General features: G+C 75.1%; 15 protein-coding genes. 7 read left to right on the forward strand and 8 right to left on the reverse strand.

What is annotated here, in order from left to right; translation table 11 throughout:
• The first annotated feature begins 4 nt into the window (after positions 1-4).
• Entirely contained in the window at positions 5-1492 is a 1488-nt protein-coding gene (mptB, locus tag ACTMS9_RS08165) for a polyprenol phosphomannose-dependent alpha 1,6 mannosyltransferase MptB (protein ID WP_441164598.1), read from the forward strand.
• A gap of 148 nt (positions 1493-1640) precedes the next feature.
• On the opposite strand, the gene glnA is transcribed toward mptB, so the two are convergent.
• Positions 1641-3065, reverse strand: a complete 1425-nt coding sequence (glnA, locus tag ACTMS9_RS08170) for a type I glutamate--ammonia ligase (RefSeq protein WP_441145437.1) — start codon at positions 3063-3065, stop codon at positions 1641-1643.
• Between the two features lie 276 nt (positions 3066-3341).
• On the opposite strand from glnA, the gene ACTMS9_RS08175 reads away from it, so the two are divergent.
• Positions 3342-3755, forward strand: coding sequence for an RDD family protein (locus tag ACTMS9_RS08175; protein ID WP_441145435.1), 414 nt, complete (start codon positions 3342-3344; stop codon positions 3753-3755).
• A 168-nt stretch (positions 3756-3923) separates the two neighbouring features.
• Here ACTMS9_RS08175 and ACTMS9_RS08180 read toward each other — a convergent pair whose 3' ends face one another.
• Positions 3924-4610, reverse strand: coding sequence for a DUF4191 domain-containing protein (locus tag ACTMS9_RS08180; RefSeq protein ID WP_441145433.1), 687 nt, complete (start codon positions 4608-4610; stop codon positions 3924-3926).
• Between the two features lie 193 nt (positions 4611-4803).
• Here ACTMS9_RS08180 and ACTMS9_RS08185 point away from each other — a divergent pair, with 193 nt between their 5' ends.
• Positions 4804-4974 (forward strand): hypothetical protein, encoded by a 171-nt coding sequence (locus ACTMS9_RS08185; protein WP_210779766.1) that lies wholly within the window; start codon positions 4804-4806, stop codon positions 4972-4974.
• 5 nt (positions 4975-4979) lie between these two features.
• Entirely contained in the window at positions 4980-8162 is a 3183-nt protein-coding gene (locus ACTMS9_RS08190) for a helix-turn-helix transcriptional regulator (protein ID WP_441164599.1), read from the forward strand.
• A gap of 113 nt (positions 8163-8275) precedes the next feature.
• Here ACTMS9_RS08190 and ACTMS9_RS08195 read toward each other — a convergent pair whose 3' ends face one another.
• Together ACTMS9_RS08195 and lipA are read right to left on the reverse strand one after the other, a co-directional pair.
• Positions 8276-9898 (reverse strand): hypothetical protein, encoded by a 1623-nt coding sequence (locus tag ACTMS9_RS08195; protein WP_441164600.1) that lies wholly within the window; start codon positions 9896-9898, stop codon positions 8276-8278.
• A 60-nt stretch (positions 9899-9958) separates the two neighbouring features.
• Positions 9959-10948: a lipoyl synthase gene (lipA, locus tag ACTMS9_RS08200; protein ID WP_088960998.1), complete on the reverse strand. Its 990-nt coding sequence runs from the start codon at positions 10946-10948 to the stop codon at positions 9959-9961.
• 409 nt (positions 10949-11357) lie between these two features.
• On the opposite strand from lipA, the gene aspS reads away from it, so the two are divergent.
• Positions 11358-12644 (forward strand): aspartate--tRNA(Asn) ligase, encoded by a 1287-nt coding sequence (aspS, locus tag ACTMS9_RS08205; protein ID WP_441164601.1) that lies wholly within the window; start codon positions 11358-11360, stop codon positions 12642-12644.
• Positions 12645-12686: 42 nt separating this feature from the next.
• Here aspS and ACTMS9_RS08210 read toward each other — a convergent pair whose 3' ends face one another.
• The 3 genes from ACTMS9_RS08210 to ACTMS9_RS08220 are packed head-to-tail and all read right to left on the reverse strand — an operon-like array spanning position 12687 to position 14706.
• Positions 12687-13310: a TetR family transcriptional regulator gene (locus ACTMS9_RS08210; protein ID WP_441145426.1), complete on the reverse strand. Its 624-nt coding sequence runs from the start codon at positions 13308-13310 to the stop codon at positions 12687-12689.
• A gap of 14 nt (positions 13311-13324) precedes the next feature.
• On the reverse strand, positions 13325-13999 hold the full coding sequence (locus ACTMS9_RS08215) for a DUF4166 domain-containing protein (protein WP_280841110.1): 675 nt from the start codon (positions 13997-13999) through the stop codon (positions 13325-13327).
• Complete coding sequence (locus tag ACTMS9_RS08220; protein WP_441164602.1) at positions 13996-14706, reverse strand: SRPBCC family protein; 711 nt, start codon at positions 14704-14706, stop codon at positions 13996-13998. Before ACTMS9_RS08220 ends, ACTMS9_RS08215 begins: the two co-directional genes overlap by 4 nt.
• A 162-nt stretch (positions 14707-14868) precedes the next feature.
• On the opposite strand from ACTMS9_RS08220, the gene ACTMS9_RS08225 reads away from it, so the two are divergent.
• On the forward strand, positions 14869-15474 hold the full coding sequence (locus ACTMS9_RS08225) for an ArsR/SmtB family transcription factor (protein ID WP_441145422.1): 606 nt from the start codon (positions 14869-14871) through the stop codon (positions 15472-15474).
• Between the two features lie 75 nt (positions 15475-15549).
• On the forward strand, positions 15550-16308 hold the full coding sequence (locus ACTMS9_RS08230) for an SRPBCC family protein (RefSeq protein ID WP_441145420.1): 759 nt from the start codon (positions 15550-15552) through the stop codon (positions 16306-16308).
• A 31-nt stretch (positions 16309-16339) separates the two neighbouring features.
• Here ACTMS9_RS08230 and ACTMS9_RS08235 read toward each other — a convergent pair whose 3' ends face one another.
• Complete coding sequence (locus ACTMS9_RS08235; RefSeq protein WP_441164603.1) at positions 16340-16921, reverse strand: mycothiol transferase; 582 nt, start codon at positions 16919-16921, stop codon at positions 16340-16342.
• Positions 16922-16923: the final 2 nt, after the last annotated feature.

Here is a 16923-nt window from a genome sequence, read left to right on the forward strand (position 1 = left end):
GAGGTTGCCGGTGAGCGACGCCGGGCCAGGGCTTGCCGGCCGGGCCCGGCTCGCCCGGTACGCCGGCCTGCTTGGCGCGGTGCTGCTCACCGTCGCCGGTTGGCTGGGCGGGGCGCTGCCCGACATCCCGCCCGCCGGCCCCTGGCGCGCCGCAAACGCTCCCTGGGCGCTGGGCTGCTGGCTGCTCGGCACGGCGCTGCTGGTCGGGGCCTGGTGGTCGCTGCGCCGAGGCGCCCCGTCGACCCGGTGGGCCTACCTGACCGCCGGGCTGTGGCTGGTCCCGCTGCTGGCCGCGCCGCCGCTGGGCAGCCGGGACGTCTACTCGTACGCCTGCCAGGGCTGGGGGTACGCGGCCGGCCACCACCCGTACGAGGTGGGGGTGGCGGCGGCCGGCTGCCCCTGGGTCGAGTCGGTCGCGCCGATCTGGCGGGACACTCCCGCGCCGTACGGCCCGTTCTTCATGCTGCTCGCCGCGCTGGCCGCGACCCTCGGCGGCGGCCTGGTCGGCACCGTCGTGCTGCTGCGGCTCGTCGCGCTGGCCGGGGTGCTGCTGGCCGCGCTCTGCCTGCCCGGGCTGGCCCGGGCCGCCGGAGTCCCCACCGCCCGGGCGGCCTGGCTGGCGCTGGCCTGCCCGCTGGTCGGGGTGCACCTGGTGGCCGGGGCGCACAACGACGCGGTGATGCTCGGGCTGCTCCTGCTCGGCCTGCTGGTGCTGGTCCGGCTGCCCGGCAAGCCGAAGGCGCTGATGGTCGCCGGGGTGCTGCTCGGCCTGGCGGTGACGGTGAAGGCCACCGCCGTGGTGGTGCTGCCGTTCGCGGCCCTCGCGGCGGTGCTCGGCCGGTACACCCCGCGTGGGCTGCTGCGGGACGGGGGCTGGCTGGCCGGCGGCGTGCTGGCCGCGCTGGCCGCCACCTCGGCGCTGTCCGGGCTCGGCCTGGGCTGGCTCGCCGGCCTGGCCCGCAGCGGCGACACCGAGCAGTGGACCTCCCCGCCCACCGCCGTGGGCATCGTCGCGGACTACCTCGGCGAGTGGGCCGGGCGGGAGCCGGCCGCGGTGGCGGTCACCCGGGTGGTGGCGCTGGTCCTGCTCACGGTGCTGCTGGTGGTGCTCTTCTGGCGGGCCTGGACCGTGCTGCGCGCCCTCAACGACGTCCGGCAGCGGGTACGCCGGCTGGCGGCGGCCCGTCCCCGGGTGACCCTGCACGCCGCCGGCGTCGCGCTGGCCGCCACGGTGGTGCTGGCCCCGGTCTTCCACCCCTGGTACGCGACGTGGCCGCTGCTGCTGCTCGCCGTGTCGGCGACCCGGACGGGGTGGTTCGTGCTGCCCGCCGCGGTGGCCACCTTCCTGGCCCTGCCGGACGGCACGTCCCTGGCCCGGTACACCAAGGCGCCCGGCGCGATCGCCATGACCGTGCTGGTGGTGGTGCTCGCGGCACGGGCCTGGCGCGCGTGGCGCCGAGGCCGCCTCGCCCCGCCGGCCGCCCGACCCTGACCTGCACCCCCGTTTGCGGCGTGTCGCGGTGTCCGCGTCGTCCGACACCCCGACACGCCGCAAACGGGGTCGATCAAGGGGGCCGTACGACGGAACGGGCCGGCTCCGCGAATCGCGGAGCCGGCCCGGGCCGGTGTCGGTCGACTGTTCAGCAGTCGAAGTACATGGCGAACTCGTGCGGGGTCGGGCGCAGGCGGACCGGGTCGACCTCGTTGGCGCGCTTCCAGCCGACCCAGGTGGAGATCAGGTCGGGGGTGAAGACGCCGCCGTCGAGGAGGTAGTCGTGGTCGGCTTCGAGGGCGTCGAGCACGGCCGGCAGCGAGCCCGGCACCTGCTTGACGTCGCCCCACTCCTCCGGCGGCAGGTCGTACAGGTCCTTGTCGATCGGCGCCGGCGGCTCGATCTTGTTCTTGATGCCGTCCAGGCCGGCCATCATCATCGCGGAGAAGGCGAGGTACGGGTTGCTGGACGGGTCCGGCACCCGGAACTCGACCCGCTTGGCCTTGGGGTTGCTGCCGGTGACCGGGATGCGGGTGCAGGCGGAGCGGTTGCGCTGGGAGTAGACCAGGTTGACCGGCGCCTCGAAGCCCGGCACCAGCCGGCGGTACGAGTTGACCGTCGGGTTGGTGAAGGCCAGCAGCGACGGGGCGTGGTGCAGCAGACCACCGATGTACCAGCGGGCCGTGTCGGACAGGCCGGCGTAGCCGGTCTCGTCGTAGAACAGCGGTTCGCCGTTGAGCCAGAGGCTCTGGTGGGTGTGCATGCCGGAGCCGTTGTCGCCGAACAGGGGCTTGGGCATGAAGGTGGCGGTCTTGCCGGCGGCCCAGGCCTCGTTCTTGATCAGGTACTTGAACAGCTGCAGCTGGTCGGCGGAGTGCAGCAGGGTGGAGAACCTGTAGTTGATCTCCGACTGGCCGGCGGTGCCGACCTCGTGGTGCGAGCGCTCGACGGTGAAGCCGGCGTCGATGAGGCGGCGGACCATGCTGTCGCGCAGGTCGGCGTAGTGGTCCACCGGCGGCACCGGGAAGTAGCCGCCCTTGTAGGCGGTCTTGTAGCCGCGGTTGCCGCCGTCTTCCTCACGGCCGGTGTTCCACGCGCCCTCGATCGAGTCGATGTAGTAGAACGACTGGTGGGCGGAGGTCTCGTGGCGGATCGAGTCGAAGATGTAGAACTCGGCCTCGGCGCCGAAGTACGCGGTGTCGGCGATGCCGCTGGCCGCCAGGTACGCCTCGGCCTTCTTCGCCACGTTCCGCGGGTCCCGCGAGTAGGCCTCGCGGGTGAACGGGTCGTGGATGAAGAAGTTCAGCGCGAGGGTCTTCTGCGCGCGGAACGGGTCGATGAAGGCGCTCGCGACGTCCGGGAGCAGGAGCATGTCCGACTCGTGGATCGCCTGGAAGCCGCGGATCGACGAGCCGTCGAACGCGAGGCCGTCGGTGAAGACGCTGTCGTCGAAGGACTCGACCGGCAGGTTGAAGTGCTGCATCACGCCGGGCAGGTCACAGAAACGTACGTCGACGAACTTCACGTCCTCGTTCTTGAGGTATCGCAGGAGTTCCTCGGGATTGGCAAACACACGTCCTCCTGGCACGTCCACTCCGGTGGCTGGGCACTGACGACGCTATGGCCGTGCGGTTGCCCGGCCGTGTCTCCTCTGTTTCCGCCGTGTTACGTCGCTCGCGGAGCGTCATCGGCGCCGCTCAGCCCTCGGCGGGTCACCGTTCGGACGATACCCGCTGGGAGGGTGTATAGCTAATTGATGCGGTTGGCCCGATTCTGCGATACGTGCCGATTCGGCGTCCGCCGCCCGCCCCGGCCGCCGTCGGCGGGGCGCTGACTACCCTTGACCGTCGTGACCAACCCGCACGCCGCGGCACCGGTGCCGCCCGCCGCCGACCCGTCCTTCACCCCGCCGAGCCTCGGCCGCCGGTTCGGTGCCCTGGTGATCGACTGGGTGCTCTGCCTGCTGGTCGCCCGCGGCTTCGCCGACCCGGTCAGCGACGGCTGGGCCCCACCGCTGGTGCTGATCCTGGAGTACGGCTTCTTCCTCGGCCTCTTCGCGCAGACCCCCGGCATGTTCGTCACCAAGGTGCGCTGCGTCGGCTGGGCCGACGGCGGCCGGATCGGGCTGCTCCGGGCGCTGCTGCGTGGCCTGCTGCTCGCCCTGGTGGTGCCCGCGCTGCTCATGGACGAGCACCGGCGCGGCCTGCACGACCGGCTCACCGGCTCGGTGATCACCGACGCGCCCCGCCCCACCCGCCCCTGACGCGCCGCCGGCCGGTTCCGGGGCATGATCGACTCCAGGTCGCCGACATGGGCCTGTCCCGGTCGTCCGGATCCCGCCGTATCGGCGGAACGGAGTGGATCACCGCCTCCGGGCGGCACGAAAGAGCCGGGCCCCCGAAGGGGCCCGGCTCTTCGCGTACGTCGGGGGTCAGCGGCCCCGGGTCTGGCGGAACGCGCGCGGCGGCCGCATGTTCTTCGGGATCGCGCCCTTGGGCATCTGCGGGCGGGCGGTGAGCGCCTTGAGCCGCTTGTCCAGGGCGTTGACGTCCTTGCCCTGGAGGTTGCGCGGCAGCCGCATCAGGGTCGTCCGCAGCTTGCGGATCGGCAGCTCGCCCTCGCCCTGGCCGATCACGTAGTCGTAGAGCGGCGCCGAGCCGATCACCTTGGCCAGCCGGCGCTTCTCCTGGCCGAGCAGGCCGCGCACCCGCTGCGGGTTCCCCTCGGCCAGCAGGATCACGCCGGGGCGGCCGATCACCAGGTGGACCATGTCCATCTGGGTGGTGGAGCTGACCGCCGGGGTGACCCGCCAGTCGCCGCGCATGCTCTCCATGATCTGCGCCGCCGCGCCGGGCTGCCCCTCGGCCGCGTTCATCATCGCCTTGTTCGACCGCAGGTTGAGCACGATCAGCACGGCGAGCAGGGTGATCAGGATGCCCACCGGCAGCCAGATCCAGCTCCAGAGGATCACCGCGACCACGGTGAGCGCGAGCGGGATCAGCACCGCCGCAGCGGTCAGCGGCGCGAACCACCTGTCCTGCTTGGCGGTGAACCGGAACACCATCCCGATCTGCTTCAGCCGCTGGCCGAACGAGACCTTCTCCTGGGGCTTTGCCATGCCCCAGAGTCTAGTGGTCCCCGCCGCCGCGAATGATCCGCGGCCGGCTGAGTACCTTACGCCGCCTCAGCGGGCGTTTCCGGCCCCGGTAAGGAGGGCGCAGGCCCGAAGATCAGGCAGCGCACCCATGCCCCGGGGGCACCTTCGCGCGGAAAGTCGACATCAGCGAACGACGACCCCGAAGGAGCCCGACATGTTCGGCAACGACGCAGACTTCCTCCTCTCCATCCACCGCAGCCACGCCGCCGAACTCCAGGCCGACGCCGAGGCGGCCCGGCTCGCCCGGTCCCTGCCGCGCCGGCACGGCCGTAGCTGGCTGAGCCGCCGCAGCCGCCCGGGCCGCACCGACGCCGCCCGCCGGTGACGACCGTGGCCACCGCTGCGGCGGCGACCACCGGCCCCACCGCTGCGGCGGCGACCACCGGCCCCACCGCTGCGGCGGCGACCACCGGCCCCACCGCTGCGGCGGCGACCACCGGCCCCACCGCTGCGGCGGCGACCACCGGCCCCACCGCTGCGGCGGCGACCACCGGCCCCACCGCTGCGGCGGCGACCACCGGCCCCACCGCTCCGGCGGCGACCACCGGCCCCACCGCGGCGGCGGTCGCGGACCGCCCGGTCGGTGGGGCCGGTGCCGGTGGCGGGCGTGGCATGCTCGGTGCCGTGACCGTACGCGCCGCCAGCACCGTCCTCGTCGGCCGCCAGGGCGAGGTCGGGTCGCTGCGCACCGCCCTGGCCCGCGCCCGGGCCGGGGAACCCACCACCGTCCTGGTCGGCGGCGAGGCCGGCGTCGGCAAGACCCGGCTGCTGGAGGAGTTCGGCGCGCTGGCCGGCGCCGCCGGCGCCCGACTGCTGGTGGGCCAGTGCCTGGAGCTGGGCGAGGCCGGCCTGCCCTTCGCGCCGTTCGCCGCCGCGCTGCGCGAGGTGCTGCGCCGCGACGGTCCCGGCGTCTTCGACGGGTACGAGCCGGAGTTCGCCCGCCTGCTGCCCGAGCTGGGCCGGGGGCCCGCCGCCGTCGCCGCGCCGGCCGGGCCGGCCCTCTCCGACGCCCCCCGGGGCTACCTGTTCGACCTGGTCGGGGAGCTGTTCCACCGGCTCGCCGCCGACCAGCCGCTGGTGCTGGTGATCGAGGACCTGCACTGGGCCGACCGGTCCACCCGCGACCTGATCGGCTTCCTGGTCCGGGCCGCCCGCACCGCCCGGGTGCTGCTGGTCTGCACGTACCGCACCGACGAGCTGCACCGGGGTCACCCGCTGCGGCCGTTCCTGGCCGAGCTGGACCGGGTCCGCAGCGTCGAGCGGATCGAGCTGGGCCGCCTCGACCGGGACGGCACCGCCGCGATCCTCGCCGACATCCTCGGCGCCGAGCCGGCCGCCCGCGCCGTCGACGACGTCCACGAACGTACCCAGGGCAACCCGTTCTTCATCGAGGAGCTGGCCGCAGCCGGCGACCCGGTCGGCTGCGCCACCCTGCCGGAGACCCTGCGCGACCTGCTGCTGGCCCGGGTCGACCGGCTCCCCGACGCCGCGCAGCGGGTGCTGCGTATCGCCGCCGCCGGCGGCACCCGCTTCGCGCACCAGCTCCTCGCCGAGGTCGCCGGCCTGCCCGAGCCCGAGCTGGAGGACGCGCTGCGCGCCGCCGTCGCCGCCCAGCTGGTAGTCGCCGACCCGGACGGCGACTACGAGTTCCGGCACGCCCTGGTCCGCGAGGCCGTCCACGACGAGCTGCTGCCCGGCGAGCACGCCCGGCTGCACGCCCGGTACGCCGCCGCCATCGAGGCGCAGCCGCACCTGGTCGCCGCCGGCCGCGCCCCGGCCGAGCTGGCCCACCACTGGTACGCCGCCCACGACCACCCCCGCGCCCTGGTCACCGCCCGCGCGGCGGCCTGCGCCGCCGCCGAACGGTACGCGTACGCGGAGCAGAGCCGGCTGCTGGAACGGGTGCTGGAGCTGTGGGAGCTGGTGCCCGACGCCGCCGACCGGCTTGGCATGGACCACCTGGCGGTGCTGGAGGAGACCCTGGGCGCCGCCACCACGGCCGGCGACTACAGCCGCGCGCTCACCCTCACCCGGGCCGCGCTGGCCGAGGTGGACGCCGACGCCGCGCCGCTGCGCGCCGCCCGGCTGCTGGACCGGCGGGGCCGGCTGCTCGCCCTGCTCGGCAAGAGCGACGGCAGTGCCGAGCTGCGCGAGGCGTACCGGCTGGCGGGCGGGGTGCCGGACGGACCGGAGCGGGTCCGACTCCTCGCCGACATCGCCGCGCACCTGGTGAAGATCGATCCGCAGCTGGCCGCGGCCGTCGCCGCCGAGGCGCGCACGGTCGCCGAGGCGGTCGGCGAGGACCTCGCCCTGCTGCCCACCCGGATCGCCATGCTCTGCCGCACCGACCAGGCCCCGGACCTCGGCCTGGCCGAGCTGCGCCGGGCCGAGGCGCTGGCCCGCGCCGCCGGCAACGCCCCGGCGCTGGTCAGCGCGCTGGTCCACCTCTCCGACGTGCTGTTCGAGCTGGGCCGTTACGCCGAGTCCGCCGACGCGGCCGCCGCCGGGGTGAGCGAGGCGCGGCGGGTCGGCATCAGCCGCTCCGGCGGGGCGTACCTGCTGTCCAACCAGGCCGAGGCGCTGCTCGCCCTGGGCCGCTGGGACGAGGCCGACGCGGCCTGCGCCGATGCGGCCCGGATCGACCCGCCCGGCGTCTCCGGCCTGCACTGGCTCCAGCTGCGCGCCGGGCTGCGGCTGGCCCGGGCCCACCCGGCCGCCGACGAGCTGGTCGGCCGCGCGTTGGGCTTCCTCGCCCGGCCGTACCTGTGGCCGAACCACCGGCTGCCCCTGCACGAACTGCGGATCGAAGCGGCGCTGGCGGCCGACGACAAGGTCGAGGCGGTCCGGGCGGCCCGCGCAGCGCTGGCCGACGACCGCCTGCCGCACCTGCCCCGCGAGGGGTGGCCGGTGCTCAGCGCCGTCGCCCGTACCGCCGCCCGGGTCGAGGACCGGGAGCTGGCCGCGGCGGTCACCGCGCTCGCCGCCGAGCTGCCCGTCCGGCAGCCCGCCGAGCAGGCCCACGCGGCCCAGGTCGCCGCGCTGCTGACGGCCGGCGGTCGCGCGCTGCCGGCCTGGCGTACGGCGGTCGCGGCGTGGCGGGCCGACGGGCAGCCGTACCCGCTGGGCCGGGCCCTGCTGGCACTGGCCGAGGCCGCCGCGTCGGCGGGGGAGCGGGACGAGGTCGCCGAGGCGGTGGCGGAGGCCGCCGGGATCGCCCAGCGGTTGGGCGCGACCCCGCTGGCCGAGCAGGCCGCCACCCTGGCCCGCCGGGTCGGTTTGCGCGGGGCGAGCCGGGGCCGCCCCGGCGCGGACCTGCTCACCTCCCGCGAACAGGAGGTGCTGCGGCTGGTCGCCGAGGGGCACAGCAACAGCCGGATCGCCGAGCAGCTGTTCATCTCGCCGAAGACCGCCAGCGTCCACGTCTCCCGGATCATCGCCAAGCTCGACGTCACCAACCGCGTCGAGGCCGCCGCCCTGGCCCACCGCCTCAACCTCCTAACCCCTCCACCCTGACCTCCAGGGGCCGCACCTTCAGAGAAAGCGTGGCTATTTCCGCCCAGGAGGCCACGCTTTCTCTGAAAGTGCACGGCGGAGGAGTGCACGGCAAAGGAGTACGCGGCGGTGGGTTAGGGGTGGGGGAGCCAGAGGCGCCAGCCGGCGACCGTGTGGGGGTGTCGGGCGGGGGGCGGGGAGCGGTCCAGGCGCCGGGCGAGGGGGGAGCCGACCGGGGCGACGTAGGTCGGGGCCGGTGAGTCGCGGACGGCGCGGGGGTAGGCGGGCAGCCGGTCGAAGCCGGGGCGCAGCGTCTCGTCGAGCACCGCGCAGACGATCTCCTCGCCGGTGGCGTAGGTGAGCCGGTTGCAGGTCCAGTACTCGCCGTACACGTGCCGGACGCCCCGCTCGCGCAGCGCCTCGACCAGCGCGCGGTGCCGCTGCGCCTCCGCCCGGTTCGTGGGCACGGTGGCCAGCGCGCCGGCGGTGGCGACCGTGGCGGTGCCGAGCAGGGCCACCAGCGCGCCGACGGCCGCGAGTCGCGGGAGGTCGACCGGACCGCGTCGCCGCGCCATGGTCCACAGCGGCCAGAGCAGTGCCGGGAGCGAAATGGCCAGGCAGGACAGGTAGCGGGAACTCTCCACCGGTGTCCGCCCGGCGGCGCTGCTCACCGTGTACGCCGCCAGCGTGCCCACCGCCCCGGCGAGCAGCCCGAGCCGGACCGCCGCGCCGGCCCGCACCACCCGAGCGCCGTCAGCCCGCACCGCCCGAGCGTCGTCAGCCCGCACTGCCCGCACGCCGTCGGCGCGCACCGTCCGCCAGGCCGACAACCCCGCCAGCACCAGCAGCAGCGGCAGGGCGAGCGCCCACCAGAGCTGCCAGGTCGCGCAGTGTCCCGGGGAGCAGAGGCCCATGCCCAGCGCCGGCCCGAGCACCAGCCCGCCGTGCAGCCGGTCCGCCCAGCTCGCCACCGCGTCCCCGCCGCCGGCCGTGACGGCCGCGGCGAGCGGGTTGTGGCCGTGCGCCAGGCCGTACCCGAGCAGTGGCGCCGCCCCCACCAGCGCGGCCCCGGCCAGCAGGACGCCGTGGCGCCCGCGCAGGTCCCGTCCGGTCATCGTGACGAGCACCGCCCCGATCGCCAGCACGTACGGCAGCAGCAGCGGGTCGACCCAGACGGTCAGCCCGGCGAGGAAGCCGAACCCGGCGAGGCGCCACCGGCGTCCCGCCGGCCGGCCGGCGACCAGGTCGAGGGTCAGCAGGGCCAGGCCCGCCCCGATCGGGTTCAGCTCGGGATAGCCGCCCCCGGCGATGAGCTGGTTCTTGACGATCCGGTCCGCGCCCAGCGCCAGCAGCCCGACCACCAGCAGCGCGAACCAGCGGTCCCCGCCGAGGCGGCGGGTCAGCCGCCAGCTCAGGAGCAGGAAGAGCGCGTACAGGGCGAGCAGCGGCAGCCGCAGCGCGAGCACCGAGGGCCCGGCCAGCGCGACCAGCGGCGCGGCCAGGTACGCCTCCAGCGCACCCATGTACGCCTGCCCGTAGAAGAAGACCGGGAAGTCCTCGCCCCGGGCGATGTGCAGCGCGGCGATCCCCATGGTCGCCTCGTCGCTGTTGGTGCGCGGGGTGTCCCCGAGCAGCAACGCGAGCCGGTACCCCACCCCGGCCAGGCCGACCAGCAGGGCGAGCACCACCGGCGCGGGCCACCGGGGCGCGCGCGGGCGGGTGGCGTCGCGCGCCGCCTGGCGTACCCCGGTGGTCATGCCTGCGATCATGGCATCCGGACCGGGGCCGGCGGCCGGTGACGCGGCCGTCGGCCGGCCTCAGCCGGCGGCGGTGACGCCCTCGCGGGCCTCCAGCGCCTGCTTGTAGAGCCGCCCGGCCCGGTACGACGAGCGCACCAGCGGCCCGCTCATCACGCCGGCGAAGCCGATCTCCTCAGCCTCCTCGCGCAGCTCGACGAACTCCTCCGGCTTGACCCAGCGGGTGACCGGGTGGTGCCGGGGGGAGGGGCGCAGGTACTGGGTGATGGTGATCAGCTCGCAGCCCGCCTCGTGCAGGTCGCGCAGCGCCTGGGAGACCTCGGCGCGCTCCTCGCCCATGCCCAGGATCAGGTTGCTCTTGGTGACCAGGCCGTCGGCGCGGGCCTGGCGGATCACGTCCAGCGAGCGCTCGTAGCGGAACGCCGGCCGGATCCGCTTGAAGATCCGCGGCACCGTCTCGACGTTGTGCGCCAGCACCTCGGGACGGGAGCTGAACACCTCGGCGAGCTGCTCGGGGACCGCGTTGAAGTCGGGGATCAGCAGCTCGACGCCGCAGCCGGACTGCAGGGCGTGGATCTGCCGGACCGTCTCGGCGTAGAGCCAGGCCCCGCCGTCGGGCAGGTCGTCGCGGGCGACGCCGGTGATGGTGGCGTAGCGCAGCCCCATCGCGGCGACGGACTCGGCGACCCGGCGCGGCTCGTCGGCGTCGAACTCGGCCGGCTTGCCCGTGTCGATCTGGCAGAAGTCGCAGCGCCGGGTGCACTGGTCACCGCCGATGAGGAAGGTGGCCTCGCGGTCCTCCCAGCACTCGTAGATGTTGGGGCAGCCGGCCTCCTGGCAGACGGTGTGCAGCCCCTCGCGCGAGACCAGGCCGCGCAGCTGGGTGTACTCCGGGCCCATCTTGGCCTTGACCTTGATCCACGGCGGCTTGCGCTCGATCGGCGTCTCGGCGTTGCGGGCCTCGATCCGCAGCAGCCGCCGCCCCTCAGGTGCGGCAGTCGCGGTGCGGCCGGCCTGCTCGGTCGTCGGCGTGGAGTGCTCGATCGTCACGAAACCGAGACTACGCCCGGCGGTGGCGGTCGATGAACCGCGGGCGACCGGCGTCACGCCGCAGATGTTGTGACACCGGACACCGGGGGCCGAAAAACCACGTCACACCGGTCCCGGGAGTGGTGCTAGCGTCTGCCGCAGAGCTGTGACGGAGCCGAGTAGGGCCCCGACCCGCCAGTGCAGAGAGCCGCCGGATGCTGGAAGGCGGTCTGGCGCCGGGGCGCGAAGACCCTCCTGAGCTGCGGGAAGAACGGCGTTCGCGCCCAGTAGAGCCCGCCCGGCCGGCCCCGGTGAAAAGGCGACGAACGAGGCCTCCGCCCGCGGGGGCGAAGGTGTGGTGGCACCGCGAGGTTCCCGCTCGCCCACACCTCCCTGGGATCGCGTTGCGATCGATCGAGGAGGTACCACCGTGCAACGCATCCTCTCCACCCAACTTCCCGCCCAGGTGGGCGAGACCGTCCGGATCGCCGGCTGGGTGCACCGCCGCCGGCTGCTCAAGTCGGTGGCCTTCCTGATCGTGCGGGACGCCGCCGGCCTGAGCCAGGTCGTGGTCACCGACCCGGCCGTCCGCGCCGCGCTGGAGAAGCTCACCGAGGAGACGGTCGTCGAGGTCACCGCCACGGTGGTCGCGAACCCGACGGCGCCCGCCGGGGTCGAGCTGACCGACCCGACGGTACGACCACTCGGCCCGGCCGCCGTGCCGCCGCCGTTCGACCTGTACCGGCCGACGCTGACCGCGACCCTGCCCACCCAGCTCGACCACGCGCCCACCGCGCTGCGGCACCCGACCCGCTCGGCGGCGCTGCGGATCTCGGCGGCGGCGGTGGCCGGGTTCCGGGCCACCCTCGACGCCCGTGACTTCGTGGAGGTCCACACCCCGAAGGTGGTCGGCTCGTCCACCGAGAGCGGGGCGAACGTCTTCGCGCTGGACTGGTTCGGCCGGCCCGCGTACCTGGCGCAGTCGCCGCAGTTCTACAAGCAGCTGATGGTGGGGGTCTTCGAGCGGGTCTACGAGGTCGGTCCGGTGTTCCGGGCCGAGCCGCACGACACCGTCCGGCACCTGGCCCAGTACACCTCGCTCGACGTGGAGCTGGGCTTCGTCGCCGACCACCGGGACGTGATGGCCGTGCTGCGCGCCACCCTCGCCGGGATGCTGGCCGGCGTGGCGGACCGGGCCGGCGCGGCGGTGGCGACCCTCGGCGTCGGGCTGCCCGAGGTGCCGGCCGAGATCCCCGCGGTGCACTTCACCGAGGCGTTGCGGATCGCCGGCGCGCCGGCCGACGAGCCGGACCTCGCCCCCGCCCACGAACGGGCGCTGGGGGAGTGGGCGCGGGCCGAGCACGGCTCGGACTTCCTCTTCGTCACCGGGTACCCGATGGCGAAGCGGCCCTTCTACACCCACCCGGACCCGCGGCGGCCGGCGTACTCCAACGGCTTCGACCTGCTCTTCCGGGGGATGGAGCTGGTGACCGGCGGGCAGCGGCTGCACCGGTACGACGACTACCTGGCGGCGCTGGCCGCGCGCGGGGAGCCGGTCGAGCCGTACGCCGGCTACGTCGACGCGTTCCGGCACGGCATGCCCCCGCACGGCGGCTTCGCCATCGGCCTGGAACGCTTCGTCGCCCGGCTGGCCGGCGCCGCGAACGTCCGCGAGGTCACCGCCTTCCCCCGCGACCTGCACCGCCTCACCCCCTGACGGGTCCCCGCCCCGGCCCGGTCGGCACCGGGCCGGGGCGGGTCAGGTGTGCGGGCGGAGTCTGGCGCGCAGGGTACGGCGGGCCAGCGGTCCGAGGTCCTCGACGACCTCGATGAGGACGGCGAGGCGTTCCAGGGCGTCGAACGCGTCGTGGGCGCCGGCCGGGTCGACGCCCTCGAAGAGTTCCAGCCCGATGAAGGCGGCGGAGATCGCGCGGGCCAGCCCGGCCGGGTCGACGACCGGGGCGACCGGCGAGTCGCGCAGCAGCCGGCGCAGCACCGTCTCGATCTCGGCCGTCCAGAGCCCGAGCGCGGCGGCCGTGGCCGGCGCGAGCGTCGGGTCGGTCTGCGCCCCGGCGAGCAGCTGGGCCAGCACGGCCACGTTGCCCGCGGAGCGTTCCTGCTCGTGCAGCGCGCGCCCGAGGTCGAGCAGCTCGCGCAGCGATCCGACCTCGGCGAACCGGTCCCGGTAGACCGCCACCCGGGCCGCTGTCGCGCTGCGGCACGCCTCGGCGAGCAGCGCGTCGACGGTGCCGAAGTGGTAGAAGACCAGGGCCTGGTTGACCCCGGCGGCCGCCGCGATCGTGCGGGCCGAGGCGCCGGCGATGCCGTGGGACCGGATCGCCGCGAGCGCCCCGTCGATCAGCTTCTGCCGGGTGGCGGCCATGGTGATCCTCTCCGTCAGTCCCGGGGATTCTCCCGCAGCGGCCGCACGGCGGCGGGCACCGGTGCCCCGTCCGGCGGCACGTAGTCGACGGTGAAGCTGCCCGTGTACCCGAACAGCGGCCCGAAGCGGCGGTTGGTGACCCGTACCTCGATGTGGAACCGCCCGGTTCGGTCGTCGTACCACTCGCGCAGGTGGGCCTCGCCGCTGAGCGCCGGCGGGCAGGGCAGCCCGCCGCGGAAGCGCTGGGCGCCGCTGCGGATCGTCAGCGCCCCGGCGGCGTCGACGCCGAGGTGCAGGTCGACCGCGAGGTGCTGGTGGGTGCCCAGGTAGTCCACCAGGACGCCGCGCCGGGGGCTCCACACCATCGTGGCGTCGAACCGGCGGCGGCGGTGCGCGGCGACCTCGAAGGTACGCACGAAGGTCAGCGTCGGGCGGCGGTACGAGTCGGTGTAGGCGTAGTTCTCGATGGTGAACGGCACGCCGGTGCCGGTCTCCGGGAACAGCACGTGCCGCAGGGTGCCCAGCCGCAGGAACGGCGCGGTGAAGGCGGCGCCGCGCCAGACCCGGTCCATCACGCCGGTGCCCACACAGCCGAGGTCGGTACGGCCGTCGACGCCGAAGCGCCGCCGCAGTCGGGGGTGCAGCCGGTCGAAGTCGGCGCCCAGGGCGCGCTGGAAGACGGAGGTCACAGCTGCTCCAGCAGCGACGGCGTCCGGGCGGCGAGGCGGTCCGCCGGCCGGCGTCGGCACCGGCGGGCGGCCGGGGTGTGCGGGTGGGGCGGCACCGCCAGCGCGACCGCCGCCGTGGCGAGCACCGTGCCGGTGAGGCCCGCGCCGCCCGCGCCCAGCCGGGCGGCCAGCGCGCCGACGCAGGCCACCGCGAGCGCCCGCAGGGCCACCTCCCGCCACGCCTGCCGCCGGGCGCGCTCGGGCGGTACGCCCCGTTCCAGCCAGAGCCGCAGCCGGTCGAACGACCACGCGGTCGCCCAGCCGAACAGCGGTCGGAAGGCGAGATCGGCCAGCCGGCCGGCGAGCCCCCAGCGCGGGGTGTACGTGTAGCCGGTCAGGAACCGCACGCCGTCCGGCCCGGGCAGGTAGCGCCAGTACCCGGACCCGGTGGCGATCAGCGAACGCGGGTCGTCGGAGCCGAAGCGCAGCGCCGACGTGCGGGTGCCGTCCGGGCGGTGCTGCTCACCGGCGTGCGTGCCGTGGCCGGCGATCCGCACGCCGGGCAGCACGGTGGTGGCGTACCGGAACCGGGCGGGGGTGCTGCCCGGCACCGGGTCGATCCGGCCGAAGCGTGCGTCCCAGCGGCGGTGCGCCGCCGGGTTCTGGGTCGCCTGCCAGAGTCGTTCCACCGGCGCGTCGATCAGTGTCTCCACGTAGATGCCCCGCACGTCAGCCTCCCTTTTGAGCGCTCGCTCAACGAACGGTATCGGCGGTTGAGCGACCGCTCAATCCCTCGCGTGGGGGAGCGTGGGGAGCGTGGCGGCGCGGCCGGGCGGACCGACAACTTGCATTGTCTTGACAAGAAAAATTGTCGGTGGGAGGCTGTGGGCATGTTCGACATCGCAGTGATCGAGGACCCGGCGGCCGCCGAGGCGTCGCTGGACCCGGTACGCGCCCGGCTGCTCGCCGCGCTCGCCGAGCCGGCCTCGGCGACGATGCTCGCGGCCCGGGTCGGGCTGGCCCGCCAGAAGGTCAACTACCACCTTCGGGCGCTGGAGCAGCACGGCCTGATCGAGCTGGTCGAGGAGCGCCGCAAGGGCAACGTGACCGAGCGGGTCATGCGCGCCACCGCGGCGTCGTACGTCATCTCGCCGGCCGCCCTCGGCGCCGTGCGCCCGGACCCGGCCCAGGCACCCGACCGGCTCTCCGCGCGGTGGCTGCTGGCGCTCGCCGCCCGGCTCGTCCAGGACGTCGGCGCGCTGATCACCGGCGCGGACCGGGCCGGGAAGCGGGTCGCCACCTTCGCGGTGGACGCCGACGTCCGGTTCGCCTCGGCGACCGACCGGGCCGCGTTCGCCGAGGAGTTGGCGGCCGCCGTCGCCGGCCTGGTCGGCCGGTACCACGACGAGCAGGCTCCCGGGGGCCGGCGGCACCGGGTGGTCCTCGCCCTGCACCCCAGCGTCGACCTCCCGACCGGCGCCGCCGAGGACTCCTGACGATCACCCCGGCCCGCGCCAACTGAATCCCGCTCGACGACCCACTCCGCACACCTCACAGAGAGAGGCACCACCATGGGACACCCGTTCGAACTCGGCAAGGACATCGCGCTGCCCGGCACGCCGGAGCAGGTGTGGGCGGCGATCGCGACCGGCCCGGGCATCGACTCCTGGTTCATGGGCCGCAGCGAGGTCGAGCCCCGCGAGGGCGGCCGGACCCGGTTCACCATGGCCGGTGAGGTCGCCGAGTCGACCGTGACGGCCTGGGAGCCCGGTAAGCGGTTCGCGTACCGGAGCGACCCGGGGCCGGACGGCACCTTCATGGCGATCGAGTACCTGATCGAGGGCCGCGAGCAGGGCGGCACCGTGCTGCGGCTGGTGCAGAGCGGCGTCCTCGGGGACAACTGGGAGACCGAGTACGAGGCCATGCGGACCGGTTGGGACATGTACCTGGAGACGCTCGCGGCGTACCTGGCGCACTTCGCCGGTCGGTCCGGCACCCCGGTCGCGGCGTTCCGGCCCGGGGCGGGCGAACCGGATGAGGTCTGGGCGGCCGTGGCCGGCGCGTTCGGGCTCACCGGGCCGGTCACCGGGGGTGAGCCGGTCCGGCTCGAGCTGCCCGGGCTGCCGCCGGTCGACGGCGTGGTCGACCTCGTCGGCCTGCCGACGTACTTCGGCGTACGGACCTCGGACGCGCTCTACCGGTTCCTGCACTCCGGCACGGACCGGGGCAACGTCCTGGTGCTCGGGCACCACCTCTTCGCCGCCGACCCGGACCCGGCCCGCGCCGAGCAGGCCTGGCAGGACTGGCTGACCCGGCTGCCGATCGGCTGACCGGGGTCGGGCCGGGGCCGCTTCGTCCCCGTCAGCTGCCCGGGATCGGCTGCCCCGCTCGTGGGCGCCACCCGGGCGGCGGGTCCTCACCGGTCAGCCCGTCCACCGCCTCGCGGAGCAGGTCGGCGTGGCCGGTGTGCCGGCCGTACTCCTCGATCAGGTCGCAGACGAGCCGGCGCAGGCTGGCCCGGGTGCCGTCCGGGGCGGAGGCGTGGACGAGCTGGTCGAGCCCGCCGTCGGCGAGGGCCGCCGCCAGCCGCGCGCGGGACCGGGCGACGGCGCCGTCCCGGAGCGCGTAGAGCTCGTCCGGGCTGTCGGCGGCCGCGGAGGTGAACGGCCACGCCTCGCTGTCCCAGGCGGCGATATCCCACGGCGGGCCCAGCGGCACGCCGCTCAGCCGGACGGTGAACATGTGGTCCTCCACGACGGCGAGGTGCTTGAGCAGGCCGCCGAGGGTCAGCGCGGAGGCGCCGACCCGGGCCCGCAGCCCGGCCGCGTCGAGGTCGTCGGCCTTCCAGCGGAAGGTGGTACGCAGGCGGTCCAGCGCACCGACCAGCTGCGCGACCTCGGTGCCCGCGAGGGGCGGCTCCCAGGGGGTGTCGTTGTCCGTCATCG

Origin of the sequence: Micromonospora sp. L31 (assembly GCF_052068075.1) — a bacterium.
GTDB lineage: Bacteria > Actinomycetota > Actinomycetes > Mycobacteriales > Micromonosporaceae > Micromonospora > Micromonospora purpureochromogenes.

Excerpts from the sequence above, each read along its gene's own strand:
- ACTMS9_RS08180 (WP_441145433.1), bottom strand. The coding sequence starts at position 4,610 with ATGGCAAAGCCCCAGGAGAAGGTCTCGTTCGGCCAGCGGCTGAAGCAG.
- ACTMS9_RS08185 (WP_210779766.1), top strand. The coding sequence starts at position 4,804 with ATGTTCGGCAACGACGCAGACTTCCTCCTCTCCATCCACCGCAGCCAC.
- ACTMS9_RS08195 (WP_441164600.1), bottom strand. The coding sequence starts at position 9,898 with ATGACCACCGGGGTACGCCAGGCGGCGCGCGACGCCACCCGCCCGCGC.
- ACTMS9_RS08210 (WP_441145426.1), bottom strand. The coding sequence starts at position 13,310 with ATGGCCGCCACCCGGCAGAAGCTGATCGACGGGGCGCTCGCGGCGATC.
- ACTMS9_RS08225 (WP_441145422.1), top strand. The coding sequence starts at position 14,869 with ATGTTCGACATCGCAGTGATCGAGGACCCGGCGGCCGCCGAGGCGTCG.
- ACTMS9_RS08230 (WP_441145420.1), top strand. The coding sequence starts at position 15,550 with ATGGGACACCCGTTCGAACTCGGCAAGGACATCGCGCTGCCCGGCACG.
- ACTMS9_RS08235 (WP_441164603.1), bottom strand. The coding sequence starts at position 16,921 with ATGACGGACAACGACACCCCCTGGGAGCCGCCCCTCGCGGGCACCGAG.